The organism is Bradyrhizobium sp. 1200_D9_N1_1 (genome assembly GCF_052075915.1).
GTDB lineage: Bacteria > Pseudomonadota > Alphaproteobacteria > Rhizobiales > Xanthobacteraceae > Bradyrhizobium > Bradyrhizobium diazoefficiens.
On the sequence record NZ_CP197226.1, the window covers coordinates 1429305 to 1451873 of the forward strand.

Here is a 22569-nt window from a genome sequence, read left to right on the forward strand (position 1 = left end):
ACGTGCTGACGGACAAAGGGTGAGGGGTGGATCAGGCGCTGCGGCGCTTGGCGGTCGCTTCGATCTCGACCTTCATCTCGGGCTTGTAGAGCGCCGAGACGACGAGGAGCGTTGCCGCTGGGCGGATGTCGCCGAGGACTTCGCCGCAAACGGCAAAGTGCGCGTCTGCATCCTTGATGTCGGTGAGGTAGTAGGTCACGCGGACGATGTCGGCCATCTCGAAACCGCCCTCCTTCAGGGCAGCTTCGATGGTCTTGAAGCAGTTGCGTGACTGGCTCGTGACATCGGCCGGCATCGTCATCGTGGTGTAGTCATAGCCGGTGGTTCCCGCGACGAAGGCGAAGTCGCCGTCGACCACGGCGCGGCTGTAGCCGGCGGTCTTCTCGAACGGGGAGCCGGTGGAGATCAGGCGACGGGACATGTTCGGTCTCGACTGAAAGAGGTGTTTCGCGGGGTTAAAGGGTGTTTCCGGGGCCTGCGCAACCCCAAAGGAAGTGAGCTTGGCGCGGGCGCGACCGGGCGTTGCTGCTCACTGCAGCTTCGGTCGTCGCCATCATGGCAATCCCTTAGGCCGCGTGCGCCTGGAGGGGGCGAACCACCCTCCGTTTGGCCAGGGCCGCGCCGGTCGGGACGATCATCCCCTCGGCGCCATCCAGCGCACCGGCCTGGAATTCGATCGCCAGCAGGCGGTCTCGCTCGAACGGGCCGGGCAGCATCAGTGCGCCGGTCCTCTCGGCCGAGAAGCCGAAACGCGCATAGTAGGGGGCATCGCCAAGCAGGATCACGGCGGCATGCCCGCGCGCCCGGGCGGCGGCCAGCGCTTGTTGCATCAGCGCGGCGCCGATCCCGAGCTCGCGGCAGGCAGGGTCCACCGCCAGCGGTCCGAGGACCAGAGCGGGCCTGCCTCCGGCGCTGACGTGCCACAGCCGCACGGTTCCCACGAGTGTCCCCTCGCGCACAGCCGACAGGGCAAGGCCTGAGGCAGGTGCACGTCCGTCGCGCAGGCGCTGGCAGGTGCGGCCATGGCGGTTCTCGCCAAAGCTGGCATCGAGCAGCGCTTCACGGGCGGCGACGTCGGCAGCACGCTCCGCACGGATCGCGAACGGAGCGGCTTTCGAAGTGAGGGCGACTTGTGGCTTCCGAAAAGCAGTCATGGCGCGTCAGTCCCCGCTTGAACCGACATGCGATCAGCACGCCGGCTCAAGACGTCGTCAGAAATCAGAAATGTGAGGGAGGAGCCGGCAAGCCGGCTCCCGGGTTCGTCAGGCCTCAGACAGAGAGGCGGATCAGATGTGGTAGGTCTTCAGCGGCGGGATGCCGTTGAACGCCACCGACGAGTAGGTCGACGTATAGGCCCCGGTGCCTTCGATCAGCACCTTGTCGCCGATCTCGAGCGTCACCGGTAGCGGATACGGGTTCTTCTCGTACAGCACGTCGGCGCTGTCGCAGGTGGGTCCCGCGAGCACGCACGGCGTCATGTCCGCGCCGTCATGGGCGGTACGGATGGCGTAGCGGATCGACTCGTCCATGGTCTCGGCCAGGCCGCCGAACTTGCCGATGTCGAGATAGACCCAGCGCACCTCGTCCTCGTCGCTCTTCTTCGAGATGAGCACGACCTCGGACTCGATGATGCCGGCGTTGCCCACCATGCCGCGGCCCGGCTCGATGATGGTCTCCGGGATCTGGTTGCCGAAGTGCTTGCGCAGCGCGCGGAAGATCGAGCGGCCGTAGGTCACCACCGGCGGCACGTCCTTCAGGTACTTGGTCGGGAAGCCGCCGCCCATGTTGACCATGGAGAGGTTGATGCCGCGCTCGGCACAGTCGCGGAACACCTGCGAGGCCATCGCCAGCGCACGGTCCCACGCCTTCACCTTGCGCTGCTGCGAGCCGACATGGAAGGAGATGCCGCACGGCTCCAGGCCCAGGCGCTTGGCGACGTCCAGCACGTCGACGGCCATCTCCGGGTCGCAGCCGAACTTGCGCGACAGCGGCCACTCGGCGCCGGCGCAGTCATAGAGGATGCGGCAGAACACCTTCGCGCCGGGAGCGGCACGGGCGATCTTCTCGACCTCGGCGGCGCAATCGACCGCGAACAGCCGAATGCCGAGCGCGAAGGCGCGCGCGATGTCGCGCTCCTTCTTGATCGTGTTGCCGAAGGAGATGCGGTCGGGCGTAGCGCCAGCGGCCAGCGCCATCTCGATCTCGGCGACGGTCGCGGTGTCGAAGCAGGAGCCCATGGAGGCGAGCAGGGCCAGCACTTCCGGCGCCGGGTTCGCCTTGACGGCATAGAACACGCGGCTGTCGGGCAGCGCCTTGGAAAAGGTCTGGTAATTGTCGCGCACGACCTCGAGGTCGACGACGAGGCACGGCTCGGTGTCCCGGCCCTCGCTGCGGCGATTGCGCAGGAATTCCTGAATACGTTCGGTCATAGCACTCTCCCAAACGGCCCAGCGACGGGGATCCGTTCAAAAAATGACGTCGGATAAGAGCGCTCTGGCCGGATTGCGCGATGGAGGCGCAACGAAGCCAAAAGACTCAAACCAGACTGTGCTGCCGTGGATTGGTTGGGAATTTCCCGCCCGCACACCTGGCAATGAAGGACAAGCCTTTTCAGTAGCCCGCGCCGGCGTTGGACTGCCGGTAGAGACCAAAAAAGCCCGATCCGTCGTTGCTTTAAGTCGCGTCCCCCGTTGAGAGCGGGGTGCGCCGGTTCGCCTCCGGCTGCCAGTCACGGTTGCAAAGAGTGAAGTCACCTTCGACATGGCATCTCTTGAGAGAGATGCTGGACGCTCCGGGTTTGCTTCGTCGTCCGACCTTTCGGTCTTTTGACTTCCGCACTTCCGAAGAGCCCCTCGGCTTCTTCACCCCTTGGCGGCTGTCCGGCCTCTTGTCCGGATACCTACCGACTGACACACGACCACAGGCACGTGCGAAATTGGGCAAGAGCGCACATAAGCGTTTTGACTCTGCTTCGCAACAATTTTTTTAGGCTGAGAACAGATTTGCCTAACATCTGCTTGCGCAGTGTTGCGCGAGCGACGCGGAAGATGAACGTGCGTTAAGTTTTCAAGCCTGCGCGCGTGTCTCGCGCGCGCGAGCGAGCGTCAGCCGCGCTTCGTGAAGGGCTCGACGCGCTGCGCGGCGCGGACGAACGCGGTCATCACCAGCACGCCGAGTGCGAACAGCACGGCCTGGAGGATGTGCGCGCCCTGATCGCCTAAACCGAACAGGATCGCGAGCGCCCAGCCGCCGGCAAAGGCCGCGCCGAACACCTCCGCGCCGATCAGGATGGCGGCGCTGATGACGGTGATGACGCTGGGCCAGACGATCTGGCGGGAAGAGGAAGGCGCGTTCATGGGGCTCAGGGATCCCTAGTCTTCGAGGGCCGCAATCTCTCCGAAAAGGCGGGCGGGAGCAAGGCCAAATGGCCCAAAAAAGCCCGATCGCGTGCTATAGCTGGCCGCAACAAACCAGCTCGAAAACCGGGACTTGCGATGTCAGAAACCCGCCAAACTACGGACCCAGAGACCAACCCGCTGCTGAAGGCCTGGGTGACGCCGTTCGCGACCCCGCCCTTCGACGAGATCACGCCGGAGCACTTCCTGCCGGCCTTCGAGCAGGCCTTCGCCGACCATTCCGCCGAGATCGCGGCGATCACCAACGACCCGGCCGCGCCCGACTTCGCCAACACCATCACGGCGCTGGAGCGCTCGGGCAAGCTGCTGAGCAAGGTGGCGGCGGTGTTCTATGACCTCGTCTCGGCGCATTCCAACCCGGCCATCCTGGAGATCGACAAGGAGGTTTCCTTGCGGATGGCGCGGCACTGGAATCCGATCATGATGAACGCCGTGCTGTTTGGTCGCATCGCCCAGCTGCACGAGAACCGCGCCAATCTGGGTCTTTCGCCCGAACAGCTCCGCCTGCTGGAGCGCACCTATACCCGCTTCCACCGCGCCGGCGCCGGCCTCTCCGAGGAGGCCAAGACGCGGATGGCCGAGATCAACGAGAGGCTCGCCCAGCTCGGCACCGGCTTCAGCCATCATCTGCTCGGCGACGAGCAGGAATGGTTCATGGAGTTAGGGGAAGCCGACCGCCAGGGCCTGCCGGAGAGCTTCGTCGCCAGTGCCAAGGCTGCGGCGGAAGAGCGCGGCATCGCCGGCAAGGCTATCGTCACGCTGTCACGTTCCTCGGTCGAATCGTTCCTGAAGAGTTCGGCCCGGCGCGACCTGCGCGAGAAGGTCTACAAGGCCTTCACTGCGCGCGGCGACAACGGCAACGCCAACGACAACAATACGACCATCGTCGAGATCCTGAAGCTGCGCGAGGAGAGCGCGAACCTGCTGGGCTATCCGACCTACGCCGCCTACCGGCTCGAGGACTCCATGGCCAAGACGCCGGAAGCGGTGCGGGGGCTGCTCGAGCGGGTCTGGAAGCCGGCGCGCGCCCGGGCGCTCGCCGATCGCGACGAGATGCAGACGCTGATCACGGAAGAGGGCGGCAATTTCAAGCTCGCGCCGTGGGACTGGCGCTTCTACGCCGAAAAGCTCCGTCTTCAGCGGGCCAATTTCGACGACGCTGCGATCAAGCCGTATCTCGCGCTCGACCACATGATCGCCGCCGCCTTCGACTGCGCCACGCGCCTGTTCGGCATCACCTTCGAGGAGCGCAAGGACGTGCCGGTCTGGCACCCGGACGTCCGGGTCTGGGAGGTGAAGGGGCGGGACGGCAAGCACAAGGCGCTGTTCTATGGCGACTACTTCGCCCGGCCGTCGAAGCGCTCCGGCGCCTGGATGACCTCGCTGCGCGACCAGCAGAAGCTCGACGGCGACGTCGCGCCGCTCGTTCTCAATATCTGCAATTTTGCCAAGGGGGCCGGCGGCGAGCCCTCGCTGCTGTCGCCTGACGACGCCCGCACCCTGTTCCACGAGTTCGGCCACGGCCTGCACGGCATGCTGTCCAACGTGACCTATCCATCGCTGTCGGGCACCTCCGTGTTCACCGACTTCGTCGAGCTGCCGTCGCAGCTCTACGAGCACTGGCAGGAACGGCCCGAGGTGCTCCAGCAATTCGCCCGCCACTACCAGACCGGCGAGCCGCTGCCGGACGACCTGCTCCAGCGCTTCCTCGCCGCGCGAAAATTCAACCAGGGCTTTGCCACGGTCGAGTTCGTCTCCTCGGCGCTGGTGGACCTCGAATTCCACACCCAGCCGGCCGCGGCGGCCAGCGATGTACGGGCCTTCGAGAAGAAGGAGCTGGAGAAGATCGGCATGCCCGAGGAGATCGCGCTGCGTCATCGGCCCACGCAGTTCGGTCACATCTTCACCGGCGACCACTATGCCGCCGGATATTACAGCTATATGTGGTCGGAGGTGATGGACGCCGACGCCTTCGGCGCGTTCGAGGAGGCCGGCGACATCTTCGATCCAGCCGTCGCAAAACGTCTGCATGACGACATCTACTCCTCGGGCGGATCGGTCGATCCGGAGGCCGCCTATGAGGCCTTCCGCGGCCGCCCGCCGGAGCCCGACGCACTGCTCCGCCGCCGCGGCCTGCTCGACGACGCCAGGGCGGCCTGATGGGTATGCGCGCCCTGCTCGGCCTGTTGCTCGCCGCCGTCCTCACGCTCGCGGCGGGTGCGGCGCGCGCGCATCCGCATGTCTGGATCACCGCGACCAGCGAGCTGCTTTACGCCGCGGACGGCAGCATCACCGGCGTGCGCCACGCCTGGACCTTCGACGACATGTTCTCGGCCTATGCGGTGCAGGGGCTCGAGAGCAAGACCAAGGGCGCCTATACGCGCGAGGAGCTCGGGCCGCTGGCGCAGACCAATGTCGAGTCGCTGAAGGAATATGCCTACTTCACCTTCGCGCGAGCGGACGGCAAGAAGGAGCGATTCCAGGAGCCGGTCGACTACTTCCTCGACTACAAGGATACGGTGCTGACCCTGCACTTCACGCTGCCGCTGAAGAACCCGGTCAAGCCCAAGCAACTGGTGCTCGAAGTGTTCGACCGTTCCTTCTTCATCGACTTCCAGATGGCCAAGGACAATCCGGTCAAGCTGGTCGGCGCGCCCGCCGGCTGCCAGATGAAGCTGGACCGGCCGAACGACGGCTCGGCCACCGCCCAGAAGCTCAACGAGCAGACCTTCCTGAACGGCGAGAACAGCAATTTCGGCATGATGTTCGCCAACAAGATCACGGTGGATTGCCCTTGACCGGTAGCCTGCATTCGCCGCTTGCCCGCGGGCTGCTCGCCGGTGCTGCGGTTGTCCTCGTGCTCGGCGTGGCCGATGCCGCGCTTCACGATCTCCTCGCGCAAAATCCGTTCGGCGCACCGAAACCCGCGCCGGCGGCCGAGCCCGAGGCCAGCGGCCTCATAGGCTGGCTATTGGCAAAACAGTCGGAATTCTATCGCCAGATGTCGGCGACCATCCGCGCCGCCAAGTCCGACGGTTCGGCGGTGTGGACGCTGCTCTTCATCTCATTTGCCTATGGCATCTTCCATGCCGCCGGCCCCGGCCACGGCAAGGCGGTGATCGCCTCCTATCTCGTCGCCAACCGCGAGACCGCGCGGCGCGGGATCGCGCTCTCGTTTGCCTCGGCCCTGATGCAGTCGGTGGTCGCGATCCTGATCGTCGGCATCTCGGCCTGGATCCTGAATGCGACGGCCAAGACCATGTGCAAGGCCGAAGGCATGATCGAGATCGCGAGCTATGGCCTGATCGCGCTGTTCGGCCTGCGGCTGGTCTGGGTCAAAGGCGGCGCCTTCATCCGCGCGCTTCAGGCGACCCAGCCGGTGCCGGCGATCGCAGGCGTGCCGCAGCACCATGATCACGGCCATCACCACCATCGTGAGGCGCATGATCATCATGATCACGATCACCATGATCATGGTCACGCCCATCACGATCACGGGCACGACCACGTCCACGACGAGCATTGCGGCCATTCCCACGGCCCGGCGCCGAGCGAGCTGGCCGGCCCCGGTGGCTGGCGGCGCGGGTTCGCCGCGATCCTGACCGTCGGCATCCGCCCTTGCTCGGGTGCGATCCTGGTGCTGGTGTTCGCGCTGGCCCAGGGCCTGTTCTGGGCCGGCATCGCCGCGACCTTCCTGATGGGGCTCGGCACCGCGATCACGGTCGCGGCCATTGCCGTCGTCGCCGTCTCCGCCAAGGACATTGCCGCCCGCCTGAGCGCAGGGCGTGACGGCGGCGGCGCGCTGTTCATGCGCGGCATCGAATTCGGTGCCGCAGGTCTCGTGCTGCTGTTCGGCGTCGGCCTGTTGTTCGGCTACATCGCCGCCGAACGGACGACGTGTTTTTGACCGGAGCACTTCGCTCCATCCGGGCTACGATCAACTATCACCGTCATCCTTCGAGGCTCACCTCACGGTGCTTTGCACCGCGGGGCTCGCACCTCAGGATGACGGGTTGAAGGGCGCGCGCCCCTCACACCGGCAAGAACCGCTTCAGCATCGGCATGAAGAAGATCACGAGATTGATCGCAAAGCCGATGCTCCAGAGGATCGAGCGCAGCGTCGGGCGGTTGCCGAGATAGGTCAGCACGTAGGCGATCCGCACGATCAGGAACAGCACCGCGAGCTCGTCGATCAGCCGCTGCGGCGAGTCCCTGAATTCGGCGAGCAGCACCGCGAAGGCGAAGAACGGAAAGGTCTCGATGCCGTTCTGGTGGGCGCCGAGCGCGCGCTGCGCGATGGCGTCCTCATAGAAGGCGGGATCGCGCGGCCGGGAATTGTCGAACCCGCGAAACCGGATCCATTTGATCGAGGCGATCGTCGCAAGGTAGAGCAGCAGCGCTCCGAATACGCACCATTCCGCGAGTGTCATCTTCCCTCCCCCGCTTGGGTGCGACCCTAGCGAAACCGGGCTCATCTTGACAAGTTCGGTGCAACGCGCGACGCAACTGATCATGTCGACCGCCGCTCCCAACGAGACCACACAGCCAACCGTCCAGTCCGGCCAGAAGCGGGTCGGCGTGCTCCTGGTCAATCTCGGCACGCCCGATACGGCCGATGCGCCGGGGGTGCGGGTCTATCTCAAGGAATTCCTCTCGGACGCCCGGGTCATCGAGGACCAGGGCCTGGTCTGGAAGGTGGTGCTGAACGGGATCATCCTGCGCAGCCGTCCCCGCACCAAGGCGCTCGACTACCAGAAGATCTGGAACAACGAGAAGAACGAGTCGCCACTGAAGACCATCACGCGGTCGCAAAGCGACAAGCTCGCCGCCGCGCTGTCGGATCGCGATCATGTCGTGGTGGACTGGGCGATGCGCTACGGCAATCCCTCGATCAAGTCGGGCATCGACGCGCTGATCGCGGAGGGATGCGACCGCATCCTCGCGGTCCCGCTTTATCCGCAATATTCCGCCTCGACCTCGGCGACCGTCTGCGACGAGGTGTTCCGCGTGCTCGCCCGCCTGCGTGCGCAGCCGACGCTGCGGGTGACGCCGCCGTACTACGAGGACGAGGCCTATATCGAGGCGCTCGCCGTCTCGATCGAGACGCATCTGGCAACCCTGCCGTTCAAGCCGGAGCTGATCGTCGCCTCCTTCCACGGCATGCCGAAATCCTATGTCGACAAGGGCGATCCCTATCAGGAGCATTGCATCGCCACGACCGAGGCGCTGCGCCGCCGGCTCGGCGTGGACGCATCAAAATTGCTGCTGACCTTCCAGTCGCGCTTCGGCAATGACGAGTGGCTCCAGCCCTACACCGACAAGACGATGGAGCGGCTCGCGAAAGAGGGCGTGCGCCGCATCGCGGTGGTGACGCCGGGTTTTGCCGCTGACTGCCTGGAGACGCTGGAGGAGATCGCGCAGGAGAATGCCGAGATCTTCAAGCACAATGGCGGCGAGCAGTTTTCCGCGATCCCCTGCCTCAACGACAGCGAACCCGGCATGGACGTGATCCGCACCCTGGTGCTGCGCGAGCTCCAGGGCTGGATATAGTGAGCCTGGATCTGATGGTTCGCCCCTTGAACCGCCGCGCGTGTCTGGCGCTTCTTGGGACGATCGTCGTGCTGCCGGCTTCGGCACAGGCGCAGCAGGCGAATGCGACGCGGCGGCTCGGCGTGCTCTCGGTCACGGCCGCCGACGATGCGATCGGGCAGACGCGCAGCGCCATCCTGGTCGAGGCGCTCGCCGCCCATGGCTGGAAAGAGCACGGCAATCTCAGGATCGACTGGCGCAGCGGCGCCGGCGACCGGGCGCGGATCGCCGGGCTCGCCGACGAGCTGATCGCGCTCAAGCCCGACATCCTGCTCGCGGTCGGCACGCCCTCGGTCGAAGAGCTGCGCCGGCGCACCGCGATGATCCCGATCGTGTTCGCCGTGGTCACCGATCCCGTCAGCCAGGGCTTCGTCCAGAACCTCGCCCATCCCGGCGGCAACATCACCGGCTTCACCGATTACGACGGCCCGCTGGCCGGCAAATGGCTGGAGATGCTGACGCAAGTGACGCCGAAAGTGTCCCGCGTCTTCGTCGTCTACAATCCCGCCACCGCGCCGTTCGCTGCCCTCATGCTGCGCACGATCGAGGACGCCGCACGGACGCTTCACGTGACGGTCGAGCCCGCGCCGGTCCATGACGCAGCCTCGATCGCGGCGCTGGCCTCGCGCAAAGACGGCGGCCTGCTGATCCTGCCGGACTTCTTCACCATGGCCAACCGCGCGCATCTGCTCGCGGCGGTCAGAGAGGCGCGCGTGCCTGCGGTGTTCTGGAGCCGCACCTTCGTCGACGAGGGCGGGCTGATGTCCTACAGCACCGACAGCGCCGAGCAGCTCCGCCGTGCCGCGGGCTACATCGATCGCATCCTGAAGGGCGCGCAGGCAGCCGACCTGCCGGTGCAGAACCCCACCAAGTTCGAGCTCGCGGTCAACCTCAAGGCCGCCAAGGCGCTTGGCGTCACCATTCCCCCAGGCTTGCTCGCAACCGCGAACGACGTCATCGAATAAAGTCGTCCGTGACGGACGACATGTCCGGATTCGTTAACTTTCGCCGTTAGGTCTGCGCCCGGACGCTTTCAAGAGCCTTTCGGAAATACATATCATGACCGTTTCCCCCCGAGTTCGTCTTGTGCAGAATCGTCCGAATGCCGACGTGAATCGTAACCGCTGAACCAGTAAGGTCGCGTTCCCGACCAATGACAGCGCGGGAAAGGGCTTTTTCCCGCCTTGGAGGAAATATGAGCGGTTTCGACATTTTCGCGATTGTTCTGGTTTTGCTCGTCATCGTCACGCTGATTGCCGGCGTGAAGACCGTCCCGCAGGGCTATGACTGGACCATCGAGCGGTTCGGCAAGTACACCCAGACGCTGAGCCCCGGGCTCAACCTGATCGTGCCCTATTTCGATCGCGTCGGGCGCAAGATCAACATGATGGAGCAGGTGATCGACATTCCCGAGCAGGAGGTGATCACCAAGGACAACGCCACCGTGACGGTGGACGGCGTCGCCTTCTACCAGGTGTTCGACGCCGCCAAGGCGAGCTACGAGGTCTCCAACCTGACCCAGGCCATCACGGTCCTGACCATGACCAACATCCGCTCGGTGATGGGCGCGATGGATCTCGACCAGGTGCTGTCGCATCGCGACGAGATCAACGAGCGCCTGTTGCGCGTCGTCGATGCGGCGGTCTCGCCCTGGGGCCTGAAGGTCAACCGCATCGAGATCAAGGACATCGTGCCGCCCGCCGATCTCGTCGAGGCGATGGGCCGCCAGATGAAGGCGGAGCGCGTCAAGCGCGCCGACATTCTGGCCGCCGAAGGCCAGCGACAGTCGGAGATCCTGCGCGCGGAAGGCGCCAAGCAGGGCCAGATCCTCCAGGCCGAGGGCCGCAAGGAAGCCGCGTTCCGCGACGCCGAGGCCCGCGAGCGGTCCGCGGAGGCCGAGGCCAAGGCGACGCAGATGGTCAGTGAAGCCATCGCCAAGGGCGACGTCGCGGCGTTGAACTATTTTATCGCCGACAAATATATCAAGGCGTTCGGCCAGTTCGCGGACTCGCCGAACCAGAAGATCATCATGCTGCCGATCGAAGCCACCAGCATGCTCGGCTCGCTCGCCGGCATCGGCGAGATCGCGAAAGCAACGTTCGGCGAAAGCGCGGCGTCTGCGGCTGCCGCTGCTCGCCGCCCGGGCTCTGTGCCTCCGACCGGCAGTACGCCGCCGGCGGTGCCGCCGCGGCAGGGATAGTCACCGGCGCATGACGCGGTTCTTTTGAAAACGGCATGCGTCAATATTCAGAGGTCGTATCATGACCGACACGTTCGTATCGCTCGGCACCTGGAACTGGCTGATCTTTGCCTTCATCCTGATGGCGCTGGAGACGATCGCACCGGGCGTATTCCTGTTCTGGCTCGGGCTCGCCGCTTTGCTGGTGGGCCTGATCTCGTTCGCCGTTCATCTGTCCTGGCAGACTCAGCTCGTGATGTTCGCGATCTTCGCTGCCGCCGCCGTGCCGGTGTGGCGGCGGCTCGCCCGGCCGAGGCCCGATGCAAGCGCAAGCCCCTTCCTCAACAAGCGCACCGAGGCGCTGCTCGGCCGTGAGTTCACGCTGGAGAAGCCGATCGTCGACGGCAACGGCACCATGCGCATCGGCGACACGGTCTGGCGCGTCGCAGGTCCCGATACGCCGGCCGGGACGCGCGTGAAGGTGGTGCAGGTGGACGGCGTGAATCTGACGGTAGCGGTGGCGTAGTTTTCTCTTCCCCTCTCCCCTTGTGGGAGAGGGGGCTCGCCGCGTAGCGGCGAGACGGGTGAGGGGTCTCCCTCCTCCAACGCAGCGCTGAGTTTGCGGAGAAAACCCCTCATCCGGCGCTTCGCGCCACCTTCTCCCACAAGGGGAGAAGGAAGATTGGAGCGCGCGGCAGATGTTCCGATTCTACCTCCTCCACCTCTCCGCGAATCTGTGCAGCGGCATGAACGTCTCGCACAAGTCCCGCCCGAGCGGCGTCAGCCCATAGCCTCCGCCTTCGCCGAGCTCCACGAACCCCGCCTCGCGCAAATCGTCCAGCCGCGCTTGCAGCACCGTGGGCGAAGCCTCGTCGCACGCCATGCGCAATGCGCGGGAGGTGAGGGGCTCCTCGCGCAACTCCCACAGGATACGCAAGGTCCAGCGCCGGCCGAGCAGGTCGAGCAGCGCCATGATCGGCCGTCCGGTGCGCGAGCCGCGGACGTTGCGTGTTGTCGAACCGGCCTGTTTCGCCATCGTCGTCCTCTTGCGTCGCGCTACAGATAGTGTAGCGTATCGCTACGATAATTGTAGCAACGGAGACGGCCGATGTCCCGGGCCACACCGCGCATTGCGCCGCTCGCGCCGCCTTATCCCCCGGAGATCCAGGCGCAGTTCGACCGCATCATGCGCGGCGCGCCGCCGCTGGTGCTGTTCCGGGTGATGGCGGGCCACGGCCGCGCCTGGGACAAGTTTCGCGCCGGCGGGCTGCTCGATCCCGGGCCGCTGTCCCTGCGCCAGCGCGAGATCGTGATCGACCGCACCTGCGCGCTGAGCAAATGCGAATACGAATGGGGTGTGCATGTCGCGGTCTTTGCCGGGCCGGCGCGCCTCACGGAGGAGGAGGTCCGCGCGACCGTAGAGGGCGATGCGACATCAGCCTGCTGGTCACTGGACGAGCAGGCGCTGATTGCCGCCGTCGATGCGCTGCATCACCGCTCGACGTTCACCGACGCGGAATTCGCCGCGCTCGCGGCGCATTACGACGAGGCGCAGATTCTGGAGATCATGCTGCTGTGCGGCTTCTATCGCACGGTGTCGTATCTGGCGAACGGCTTGCGGCTGCCGCTGGAGGAAAAGGCGGCGCAGTTTCCGGCGTAGCCCTCGCTGTCATTCCGGGGCACGCGAAGCGTGAACCCGGAATCTCGAGATTCCGGGTTCGATGCTTCGCATCGCCCCGGAATGACTGTGCTTGAAGCTACGCCACGCCCGCGCGCAGCAGATCGTGCAAATGCACGATGCCCACGACCTTGCCCGCCTCGGTCACCAGCAGCGTCGTGATTTTGCGGGTGTTCAGCACCTCGATCATCTCGGTGGCGAGCATCGAGGGCGGCACGGACTTGGGCTGCCTGGTCATGATGTCGTCGACCGACACTGTCAGCAGGTCGGGACGCATGTGACGGCGCAGATCGCCGTCGGTGATGATGCCGACGGCCTCATTCGCGTCGTTGACGATGCAGACGCAGCCCAGTCCCTTGGCCGACATCTCGACCACGGCCTCCGACATCTTGGTGCCTTCAGGCTTGACCGGGATCTCCGCGCCGGTGCGCATGTAGTCGCGGACGAATTTCAGCATCGCGCCGAGCTTGCCGCCGGGATGGAAATGCGCGAACTCCAGCGCGGTGAAGCCGCGGCCTTCGAGCAGCGCGATCGCGAGCGCATCGCCGATCGCAGCCTGCATCAGCGTCGAGGTGGTCGGCGCCAGATTGTGCGGGCAGGCCTCGCGCGCCTTCGGCAGCTCGATCACGAGGTCGGCGGCTTGCCCCAACGAGGACGCCGCGTTCGACGTCACCGCGATCATGGGGATCGCAAAGCGCGCCGAATAGTTCACGAGGGTCTTCATCTCCGGCTGCTCGCCGGACCAGGACAGCGCCATGATGACGTCGTCCGCGGTGATCATGCCGAGGTCGCCATGGGCGGCTTCAGCGGTGTGAACGAAGAAGGCGGGCGTGCCGGTCGAGGCCAGCGTCGCGGCGATCTTGCGCCCCATATGACCTGACTTGCCGAGCCCGGTGACGATGACGCGACCCTTGGCCTGCCGGATCATGTCGACCGCCTTGGCGAAGGTCGCACCCAGCGGGCCGCGCAGGGCGGCGGCGAGCGCGTTGATGCCGCCGCTCTCTGTCTCCAGGGTGCGGAGCGCGGATTCGACGCTGGCGGGAATGGGGCCGGATGATTGGGTCATCAGCGGTTTCGAACTCGGCATGTTCAGGTCCAGGGAGGAGGGGCGATGGCCCGTTGGTGCCTGCTTAGCACGCCTCGGCGTATGAGGCGACGCGGCCGCCCCGACCCTCAACGGGTCATTAACCATAATTGTTTTAACTCCATTAACGATGGTTTCTGCCAGCCGGCGGGAACCGTCGCGAAAGTATTTGATTTCGTTGGGGTAATTCCATCGTGGGGTCGTCTCCAGGCATGGGCCGGAGCAAACGCGCGCATTTCCTGCGCGCGGCTTTGCCGTGTCTTGCGCTGACGGCCCTGCAAAGCGGCCCAGTCGCCGCCCAGAGCCTCACGCCTGACCTGTTCAATCCCAACCGCGGCGGCTTCGCCGCGCCTGAGACACTGCCGACGCGCCGCACGGCGGGCGTGCCGCAGGCGCCCTCGGACGCGCTGCCGGCGCTGCCCGATCCCAATGCCGACCCGCGCAAGCGCCAGCAGACGCCGGCGACCTCGCGCGTCGGCCAGGTGCCGACCTACGGCCTGCCGGCCGCCAACGGCGCCAGCGGCTCGGGTTACGACTCGCTCAACCGCAAGCGGCAGCAGCCCAAGCTCTATCCCGGGCAGCCGAAACCGAAGCGCCCGGTCGGACCCGGCTCGCCGGTGCCGCCGGCAACGCCGGACAGGACGCTCGGCCCGCCGCGCATCGCGCCGCCGCCGTCGGAGACCGCGCACAAGGTGCCGGTGCCGCCGGCGATGGCCGGCAGCGTGCCCGGCCAGCCGCTGCGCCGCCGCCTCAAGGCCGATGACGACGCGTTCGGCGCGGTCGGCGATTATGCCGGCAGCTTCCTGATCAAGGGCGGGCTCGAGCTCTCCGCCGGCTATGACACCAACCCGGCGCGTCTGAACAAGCCGGTCGGCTCGCCGGTCTACGTCGTCGCGCCCGACCTCCTCGTGGCGTCCGACTGGGAGCGCCACGCGCTGGTCGCCGATTTGCGCGGCTCGTTCTCGGGCTACACCAACAACATGCCGGCGACGATCGACGGCTTCGCCTCGCCCTCGCCGGTCGAGATCGACCGGCCCGATTTCACCGGTCATGTCGACGGCCGCATCGACGTCGACCGCGATCTCAAGCTGACCTCGCAACTGCGCCTGCGGCTCGCCACCGACAATCCCGGCAGCCCGAACGTGCAGGCCGGCCTCCAGAAATATCCGGTCTATGCGACCTATGGCACGACCATCGGCTTCGACCAGACCTTCAACCGCTTCCAGGTCGCCGCCGGCGCCACCGTGGATCGCACCGCCTACACGGATTCAAAGCTCACCGACGGCTCGACCTTCAGCAACAACGATCGCGACTTCAACCAGTACGGCGGGGTCGGCCGCTTCTCCTACGAGCTCAAGCCGGGCCTGAAGCCGTTCGTCGAGATCCAGGGCGACACCCGCGTCCACGACCAGGCCGCCGACCGCAACGGCTACTTCCGCGATTCAAACGGCGGCTATGCCAAGGTCGGCTCGTCCTTCGAGTTCTCGCGCATCCTCACCGGCGAGGTCTCGGTCGGCTATTCTGCGCGCAACTATGTCGACCCGCGCCTCAGTCAGCTCTCGGGCTTCCTCACCTCGGGCTCGCTGATCTGGAACGCGAGCGGCCTGACCACGGTGAAATTCGCCACCGACACGCAGATCGCGGAGACCACGGTCCCCGGCTCCTCCGGCGTGCTGGTGCACACCTACGGGGTCGAAGTCGATCACGACTTCCGCCGCTGGCTCACCGCGGTCGGCAAGTTCACCTACGGCACCTACGATTACCAGAACCAGGGTCGTAACGACAAAACCTACTCGCTCGAAGGCAACCTGATCTACAAGCTCAATCGCAACATCTGGATCAAGGGCACGCTGCGCCACGACATCCTGGATTCGAACCAGCCGACCTCGAGCTCGCAGGGCACGGTGGTGATGCTGGGGGTGAGGCTGCAGAATTGACGCCTGTCAGCACGCGTCTGGAGTGAGATGAGGCGCGAGAGCACGGCTCTCTCCGCTCGTCATTCCGGGGCGCGCCATTTGGCGCGAACCCGGAATCCATCGGGCGTCAGGGGGCGTGGATAAATGGATTCCGGGCTCGCGCTTCGCGCGCCCCGGAATGACCGGCGAGCGGCGAACCTACCGCGGCAGATCCGTCTTCCCCATCAAGAACGTATCAATCGACCTTGCACACAGCCGGCCCTCACGGATCGCCCAGACCACCAGCGATTGCCCACGCCGCATGTCGCCGGCGGTGAACACGTTCGGACGCGAGGTCTGGTAGTCGAGCGTGTTGGCCTTGACGTTGCCGCGGGGGTCGAGCTCGACCGAGAGCAGCTTGAGCAGGCCCTCATGCACGGGGTGGACGAAACCCATGGCGAGCAGGACGAGCTCGGCATCCAGCTCGAACTCGGTGCCGGCAATCGGCTTGAACTTGTCGTCGACGCGCACGCAGTGCAGCTTCTTGACCTGGCCGTTCTCGCCGGAAAACTTCTGGGTCAGCACGGCGAATTCGCGGATCGCGCCTTCGGCCTGGCTGGAGGAGGTGCGCATCTTCAGCGGCCAGTTCGGCCAGGTCAGGCCCTTGTTCTCGCGCTCGGGCGGGGCGGGCATGATCTCGAGCTGGGTCACGGACAGCGCGCCCTGGCGCAGCGAGGTGCCGATGCAGTCGCTTCCGGTGTCGCCGCCGCCGATGACGACGACATGCTTGCCGCCGGCCAAAATCTCGGTGACGCCGTTCAGCGGCTCCTCGGAGACGCGGCGATTCTGCTGCGGCAGGAAGTCCATGGCGTAGTGGATGCCTTGGAGATCGCGGCCGGGGATCGGCAGGTCGCGCGGGGCTTCCGCGCCGCCGGTCAGCGCCACGGCGTCATACTCGTTGAGCATCTCGCGCGGATCGACATTGCCGTCAGCGCCGACATGGCTGTTGTAGTGGAAGGTGACGCCTTCGCCTTCCATCTGCTTGACGCGGCGGTCGATGATGCCCTTCTCCATCTTGAAGTCGGGGATGCCGTAACGGAGCAAGCCGCCGGCCTTGGCGAACTTCTCGAACAGGTGCACGTCGTGGCCGGCGCGCGCGAGCTGCTGCGCGCAGGCCATGCCGGCGGGTCCAGAGCCGATCACTGCGACCTTCTTGCCGGTCTTGACGGAGGCGACTTCCGGCTTCAGCCAGCCATTGTCCCAGGCGCGGTCGACGATCGCGCATTCGATCGTCTTGATGGTGACCGGGTTGTCGTCGATGTTGAGCGTGCAGGACGCTTCGCACGGCGCGGGGCAGATGCGCCCGGTGAACTCCGGGAAATTGTTGGTCGAGTGCAGGTTGCGCGAGGCCTCTTCCCAGTTGCCCTGATAGACGAGGTCGTTGAAATCGGGGATCTGGTTGTTGACCGGGCAGCCCGGCGTGCCGGGCGCGACCGAGCCTGTGCCGTGGCAATAGGGAATGCCGCAGTTCATACAGCGCGCGGCCTGGTCGCGCGTTTCCCTCTCGGTCAAGGGAACGACGAACTCGTGAAAATGCTTCACGCGCTCGGCGACCGGGGTGTACTTGCGGTCGTGCCGTTCGATTTCCAGAAAACCCGTGATCTTGCCCATTAAACCCGAAGTCCCTGCCGCTTAGGTTTGTTTGCCGTCGTTCCGGGATGCGCGCGCCGCGCGCAGACCCGGAACCTGGAGGTTGGTTTGCGAGATTCCGGGTTCGCGCTTTGCGCGCCCCGGAATGACGCGAGTTGAGAATTACGCCCCGATCGCGATCTTCGGCTCGGCGTCCGCGTTGGCCGCCATTTCGCGCAGCGCACGCCGGTACTCGACCGGCATCACCTTGCGGAATTTTGGCAGCCAGTCCTTCCAATTGGCAAGGATGTCGGCGGCGCGCTTGGAGCCGGTCGCTTTCGCATGGCGCGTGATCAGGACGTGCAGCCGCTCGACGTCGGAGTCGAGTAGGCCCTTGAACACGTCGACCCGGCCATGCGCCTCGAGGTCACCGGTGTGATTGTAGGTGCCGGCGTTGATCAGCTCCTCCGACAGGACCGGTTCGAGTTCGACCATGCTGAGGTTGCACAGCTTGTCGAAGTCGCCGGTCTCGTCGAGCACGTAGGCGATGCCGCCCGACATGCCGGCCGCGAAGTTGCGCCCGGTCTTGCCGAGCACGACCACGATGCCGCCGGTCATGTATTCGCAGCAATGATCGCCCGCGCCCTCGACCACGGCGATCGCGCCCGAGTTGCGCACGGCGAAGCGTTCGCCGGCGATGCCGCGGAAGTAGCACTCGCCCTGGATCGCGCCGTACATCACGGTGTTGCCGACGATGATGCTTTCTTCCGGCACGATCGCGGAGTTCTTCGGCGGCTTGACGATGATCTTGCCGCCCGAGAGGCCCTTGCCGACATAGTCGTTGCCTTCACCCTCGAGCTCGAAGGTGACGCCATGGGCGAGCCACGCGCCGAAGGCCTGGCCGGCAGTGCCCTTGAGGCTGACATGGATGGTGTCATGCGGCAGGCCGGCATGGCCGTAGATCTTGGCGACCGCGCCCGACAGCATGGCGCCGGCGGAACGGTTGGTGCTGTTGATCGTAGCGTCGATCTTCACCGGCGCGCCGCGATCGAGCGCGGGCGTCGCCTGCTCGATCAGCGTGCGGTCGAGCACAGCTTCCAGATGATGGTTCTGGCGCTCGGAGTGATAGATCTTCTGGCCCTTCTCTTCCTTCTGCTTGACGAACAGCTTGGAGAAGTCGAGCCCCTTGGCCTTCCAGTGCGCGACCAGCTTGGTCTGGTCGAGCAGCTGAACCTGGCCGATCATCTCGTTGAAGGTGCGGAAGCCGAGCGAGGCCATGATCTCGCGGACCTCTTCCGCAACGAAGAAGAAGTAGTTGATCACGTGCTCGGGCTGGCCGGTGAAGCGCTTGCGCAGGACGGGGTCCTGGGTCGCGACGCCGACCGGGCAGGTGTTGAGATGGCACTTGCGCATCATGATGCAGCCGGCAGCGATCAGCGGCGCGGTGGCGAAACCGAACTCGTCGGCGCCGAGCAGCGCGCCGATCACGACGTCACGGCCGGTGCGGAAGCCGCCATCGACCTGGACCACGATGCGGCTGCGCAGCCGCTCGCGCACCAGCGTCTGGTGGGTTTCGGCAAGGCCGATCTCCCACGGTGAGCCGGCGTGCTTGATCGAGGTCAGGGGCGATGCACCGGTGCCGCCCTCGAAGCCCGCGATGGTGACATGGTCGGCGCGCGCCTTGGCGACGCCCGCGGCGACCGTGCCGACGCCGATCTCGGAGACGAGCTTGACCGAGACGTCGCCCGTCGGGTTGACGTTCTTGAGGTCGTAGATGAGCTGCGCCAGATCCTCGATCGAGTAGATGTCGTGATGCGGCGGCGGCGAGATCAGGCCGACGCCCGGCGTCGAGTGCCGGACCTTGGCGATGGTCGCGTCGACCTTGTGGCCGGGCAGCTGGCCGCCTTCGCCGGGCTTGGCACCCTGCGCCATCTTGATCTGCATCATGTCGGAGTTGACGAGATACTCCGTGGTGACGCCGAAGCGGCCCGAGGCAACCTGCTTGATCGCTGAGCGCATGGAATCGCCGTTCGGCAGCGGCTTGAAGCGGTCGGCTTCCTCGCCGCCTTCACCGGTGTTCGACTTGCCGCCGATCCGGTTCATGGCGATCGCGAGCGTGGTGTGCGCCTCGCGCGAGATCGAGCCGAAGCTCATCGCACCCGTGGCGAAACGCTTGACGATGTCCTTGGCCGGCTCGACCTGGTCGAGCGGCACCGGCTTGCGCTTCTCTTCCTCGGCGCTCTTGATCCGGAACAGGCCGCGCAGCGTCAGCAGGCGCTCCGACTGCTCGTTCAGGATCTTGGCGAAGGCGCGATAGCGCTCCAGCGAATTGCCGCGCGCAGCGTGCTGAAGCAGCCCGACCGACTCGGCGGTCCAGGCATGGTCCTCGCCGCGGCTGCGATAGGCATATTCGCCGCCGACGTCGAGCGAGGTCTTATAGACCAGCGCCTCGCCGAACGCGTCGGCATGGCGGCGCACGGCTTCTTCCGCGATCTCGGCCAGACCCACGCCTTCGACGCGGGTATGCGTGCCGGCGAAGAACTTTCCGACGAAGTCCGCCTTGAGGCCGACCGCGTCGAAGATCTGCGCGCCGCAATAGGACTGGTAGGTCGAGATGCCCATCTTGGACATCACCTTCAAGAGACCCTTGCCGATCGACTTGATGTAGCGCTTGACGATCTCGTAGTCGTCGAGCGAGCCGGGCAGGCGGTCCTTCATCGCGATGATGGTCTCGAACGCGAGGTAGGGATTGATCGCTTCGGCGCCGTAGCCGGCAAGGCAGGCGAAGTGATGCACTTCGCGCGGCTCACCGGATTCGACGACAAGGCCGACCGAGGTGCGCAGTCCGACGCGGATCAGATGATGATGCACGGCAGCGCAGGCCAGCAGTGCCGGGATCGGAACCCGGTCGGTGCCGACCATGCGGTCGGACAGGATGATGATGTTGACGCCCTCGCGCACCGCGCTTTCGGCGCGCGCGCAGAGCTCGTCCAGCACCTGGTCCATGCCGGCTGCGCCGAGCCCGGCGTGGAAGGTGGTGTCCAGCGTGCGCGACTTGAAGTGGGTGTCGGCCACGTCGGTGATCGAGCGGATCTTCTCGAGATCCGCGTCGGTCAGGATCGGCTGGCGCACTTCGAGGCGCTTGGTGGTGGCCATGCCCTGCAGGTCGAACAGGTTCGGCCGCGGTCCGATGATCGAGACGAGGCTCATCACCAGCTCTTCGCGGATCGGGTCGATCGGCGGGTTGGTGACCTGCGCGAAGTTCTGCTTGAAGTAGGTGAACAGCGGCTTGGCCTTGTCCGACAGCGCCGAGATCGGCGTGTCGTTGCCCATCGAGCCCGCGGCTTCCTCGCCCGTCGCCGCCATCGGCGTCATCAGGATGGTGATGTCTTCCTGGCTGTAGCCGAACGCCTGCTGGCGATCGAGCAGCGACAGGTTGGAGCGCACGCCGGTGGTCGGAACCTTCGGCAGCTCTTCCAGCACGATCTGGGTCCGCTCCAGCCACTCCTTGTAGGGATGGCTCTTGGCGAGCTCGGCCTTGATCTCGTCGTCGGGGATCAGGCGGCCCTGCTCGAGGTCGACCAGCAGCATCTTGCCGGGCTGGAGCCGCCACTTGGTGATGATCTGGTCCTCGGGGATCGTCAGCACGCCCATCTCGGACGCCATCACGATGCGGTCGTCCTTGGTCACGAGATAGCGCGCCGGCCGCAACCCGTTGCGGTCCAGCGTGGCGCCGATCTGGCGGCCGTCGGTGAAGGCGATCGCGGCGGGGCCGTCCCACGGCTCCATCAGCGCGGCATGATATTCGTAGAAGGCGCGGCGCTTCTCATCCATCAGCGGATTGCCGGCCCACGCCTCCGGGATCATCATCATGACGGCGTGCGGCAGCGAGTAGCCGCCCTGCACCAGGAATTCGAGCGCGTTGTCGAAGCAGGCGGTGTCGGACTGGCCTTCATAGGAGATCGGCCAGAGCCGGTTGATGTCCTTGCCGTAGAGCTCGGAGCTCACCGAGGCCTGGCGCGCCGCCATCCAGTTGGTGTTGCCGCGCAGCGTGTTGATCTCGCCGTTATGCGCGATCATGCGGTAGGGATGCGCCAGCGACCAGGCCGGGAAGGTGTTGGTCGAGAAGCGCTGATGCACCAGCGCCAGCGCACTCTCGAAGTCCGCCTCGTGCAGGTCGGGATAGTACTTGCCGAGCTGGTCGGCGAGGAACATGCCCTTGTAGATCACGGTGCGGCAGGACATCGAGCAGGGGTAATAGCCCGCAAGGCCGCGGTCGCGGCGCTGGTAGATCGCCTGCGAGATCGACTTGCGCAGGATGTAGAGCCGGCGCTCGAAATCGTCCTCGGTCTTGGCGGTGCCGTTGCGGCCGATGAACACCTGCATGCAGGCGGGCTCGGTCGGCTTCACGGTGACGCCGAGCGAGGAGTTGTCGGTCGGCACGTCGCGCCAGCCGAGCAGGGTCAGGCCCTCTTCCTTGATCTGGTCGGCGATGATGCTCTTGATGACGTTGCGCCAGGCGGTGTCGCGCGGCATGAACAGCGCGCCGATGGCGTATTCGCCGGGCTGCGGCAGCGTGAAGCCGAGCTCCTTGGCCTTGCGGCTGAAGAAGGCGTGCGGGATCTGCACCAGGATGCCGGCACCGTCACCGGCGCGCGGATCGGCGCCGACAGCGCCGCGATGCTCGAGGTTGCAGAGGATGCTCAGCGCGTCCGAGACGATCTTGTGCGACCTCTTGCCCTTGATGTTGGCGATGAAGCCGACGCCGCAGGAATCCTTTTCCAGGCTCGGATCGTAGAGGCCTTCGGCGGGCGGGCGCGAATTGTGTTCCTGAATCGGATCGGTCGTTTTCGAGGCGACCGTCGCCGACAGTTCTTCTGCCACGATGTTTGCGCGCTCGAATTGCGACCCGTTCATGTCCTCGTCCTCTCCATGCGGCAAGCTGTCTCACCGCCATCTTCGGCGCACCTTGGGCGTTCCGCGGCACCCGCCTCTGGGTCACCGCTCGTCCGCTGCGAGCCGCATTTTCTTAAATTCAGGCCAAGGCGTTCTACGTCCCCGTGAACGGCTTTGCCTGTTGCCTTCTTGGTGCTCGGAAG

The 22569-nt window shown here is 65.7% G+C and carries 18 protein-coding genes; 9 read left to right on the forward strand and 9 right to left on the reverse strand.

Going from position 1 to position 22569, the window contains the following annotated elements; translation table 11 throughout:
- Window positions 1–31: 31 nt before the first annotated feature.
- From AB5K84_RS06825 to AB5K84_RS06840, 4 genes are all read right to left on the reverse strand, one after another.
- Entirely contained in the window at window positions 32–421 is a 390-nt protein-coding gene (locus AB5K84_RS06825; protein ID WP_011090486.1) for a RidA family protein, read from the reverse strand.
- Between the two features lie 145 nt (window positions 422–566).
- Entirely contained in the window at window positions 567–1154 is a 588-nt protein-coding gene (locus AB5K84_RS06830) for a GNAT family N-acetyltransferase (RefSeq protein WP_011090485.1), read from the reverse strand.
- A gap of 132 nt (window positions 1155–1286) precedes the next feature.
- On the reverse strand, window positions 1287–2429 hold the full coding sequence (locus AB5K84_RS06835; protein WP_011090484.1) for a type III PLP-dependent enzyme: 1143 nt from the start codon (window positions 2427–2429) through the stop codon (window positions 1287–1289).
- A gap of 675 nt (window positions 2430–3104) precedes the next feature.
- Window positions 3105–3356: a hypothetical protein gene (locus AB5K84_RS06840; protein WP_011090482.1), complete on the reverse strand. Its 252-nt coding sequence runs from the start codon at window positions 3354–3356 to the stop codon at window positions 3105–3107.
- 138 nt (window positions 3357–3494) lie between these two features.
- Here AB5K84_RS06840 and AB5K84_RS06845 point away from each other — a divergent pair, with 138 nt between their 5' ends.
- Genes AB5K84_RS06845 through AB5K84_RS06855 form a run of 3 tightly spaced genes read left to right on the forward strand, consistent with a single transcriptional unit; the run spans window position 3495 to window position 7323 of the window.
- Window positions 3495–5576, forward strand: coding sequence for a M3 family metallopeptidase (locus AB5K84_RS06845; RefSeq protein ID WP_011090481.1), 2082 nt, complete (start codon window positions 3495–3497; stop codon window positions 5574–5576).
- Entirely contained in the window at window positions 5576–6214 is a 639-nt protein-coding gene (locus AB5K84_RS06850) for a DUF1007 family protein (RefSeq protein ID WP_011090480.1), read from the forward strand. Before AB5K84_RS06845 ends, AB5K84_RS06850 begins: the two co-directional genes overlap by 1 nt.
- Window positions 6205–7323 (forward strand): nickel/cobalt transporter, encoded by a 1119-nt coding sequence (locus tag AB5K84_RS06855; RefSeq protein WP_011090479.1) that lies wholly within the window; start codon window positions 6205–6207, stop codon window positions 7321–7323. The genes AB5K84_RS06850 and AB5K84_RS06855 overlap by 10 nt, the downstream gene beginning before the upstream one ends.
- Before the next feature lie 124 nt (window positions 7324–7447).
- Here AB5K84_RS06855 and AB5K84_RS06860 read toward each other — a convergent pair whose 3' ends face one another.
- Window positions 7448–7846, reverse strand: coding sequence for an MAPEG family protein (locus AB5K84_RS06860; RefSeq protein ID WP_011090478.1), 399 nt, complete (start codon window positions 7844–7846; stop codon window positions 7448–7450).
- 82 nt (window positions 7847–7928) lie between these two features.
- Here AB5K84_RS06860 and hemH point away from each other — a divergent pair, with 82 nt between their 5' ends.
- The 4 genes from hemH (at window position 7929) to AB5K84_RS06880 (ending at window position 11710) form a co-directional block, all read left to right on the forward strand.
- On the forward strand, window positions 7929–8966 hold the full coding sequence (gene hemH / locus AB5K84_RS06865; protein ID WP_011090477.1) for a ferrochelatase: 1038 nt from the start codon (window positions 7929–7931) through the stop codon (window positions 8964–8966).
- Between the two features lie 26 nt (window positions 8967–8992).
- Window positions 8993–9970: an ABC transporter substrate-binding protein gene (locus AB5K84_RS06870; RefSeq protein ID WP_038966164.1), complete on the forward strand. Its 978-nt coding sequence runs from the start codon at window positions 8993–8995 to the stop codon at window positions 9968–9970.
- Window positions 9971–10200: 230 nt separating this feature from the next.
- Entirely contained in the window at window positions 10201–11205 is a 1005-nt protein-coding gene (locus tag AB5K84_RS06875; protein ID WP_011090475.1) for an SPFH domain-containing protein, read from the forward strand.
- Between the two features lie 61 nt (window positions 11206–11266).
- Window positions 11267–11710, forward strand: coding sequence for an NfeD family protein (locus AB5K84_RS06880; protein ID WP_011090474.1), 444 nt, complete (start codon window positions 11267–11269; stop codon window positions 11708–11710).
- Between the two features lie 183 nt (window positions 11711–11893).
- Here AB5K84_RS06880 and AB5K84_RS06885 read toward each other — a convergent pair whose 3' ends face one another.
- Entirely contained in the window at window positions 11894–12220 is a 327-nt protein-coding gene (locus AB5K84_RS06885; protein ID WP_441232381.1) for a winged helix-turn-helix transcriptional regulator, read from the reverse strand.
- A 72-nt stretch (window positions 12221–12292) separates the two neighbouring features.
- Between AB5K84_RS06885 and AB5K84_RS06890 the strand changes: the two genes are divergently transcribed.
- Entirely contained in the window at window positions 12293–12844 is a 552-nt protein-coding gene (locus tag AB5K84_RS06890) for a carboxymuconolactone decarboxylase family protein (RefSeq protein ID WP_011090472.1), read from the forward strand.
- Between the two features lie 97 nt (window positions 12845–12941).
- On the opposite strand, the gene AB5K84_RS06895 is transcribed toward AB5K84_RS06890, so the two are convergent.
- A complete protein-coding gene (locus AB5K84_RS06895) occupies window positions 12942–13949 on the reverse strand; it encodes a KpsF/GutQ family sugar-phosphate isomerase (protein WP_038966168.1) in 1008 nt (335 codons plus the stop codon).
- A gap of 191 nt (window positions 13950–14140) precedes the next feature.
- Here AB5K84_RS06895 and AB5K84_RS06900 point away from each other — a divergent pair, with 191 nt between their 5' ends.
- On the forward strand, window positions 14141–15883 hold the full coding sequence (locus AB5K84_RS06900) for an outer membrane beta-barrel protein (RefSeq protein WP_011090470.1): 1743 nt from the start codon (window positions 14141–14143) through the stop codon (window positions 15881–15883).
- Between the two features lie 177 nt (window positions 15884–16060).
- On the opposite strand, the gene AB5K84_RS06905 is transcribed toward AB5K84_RS06900, so the two are convergent.
- Together AB5K84_RS06905 and gltB are read right to left on the reverse strand one after the other, a co-directional pair.
- Window positions 16061–17512: a glutamate synthase subunit beta gene (locus AB5K84_RS06905; protein ID WP_011090469.1), complete on the reverse strand. Its 1452-nt coding sequence runs from the start codon at window positions 17510–17512 to the stop codon at window positions 16061–16063.
- Between the two features lie 141 nt (window positions 17513–17653).
- Window positions 17654–22387: a glutamate synthase large subunit gene (gene gltB, locus AB5K84_RS06910; protein ID WP_011090468.1), complete on the reverse strand. Its 4734-nt coding sequence runs from the start codon at window positions 22385–22387 to the stop codon at window positions 17654–17656.
- Window positions 22388–22569 lie beyond the last annotated feature (182 nt).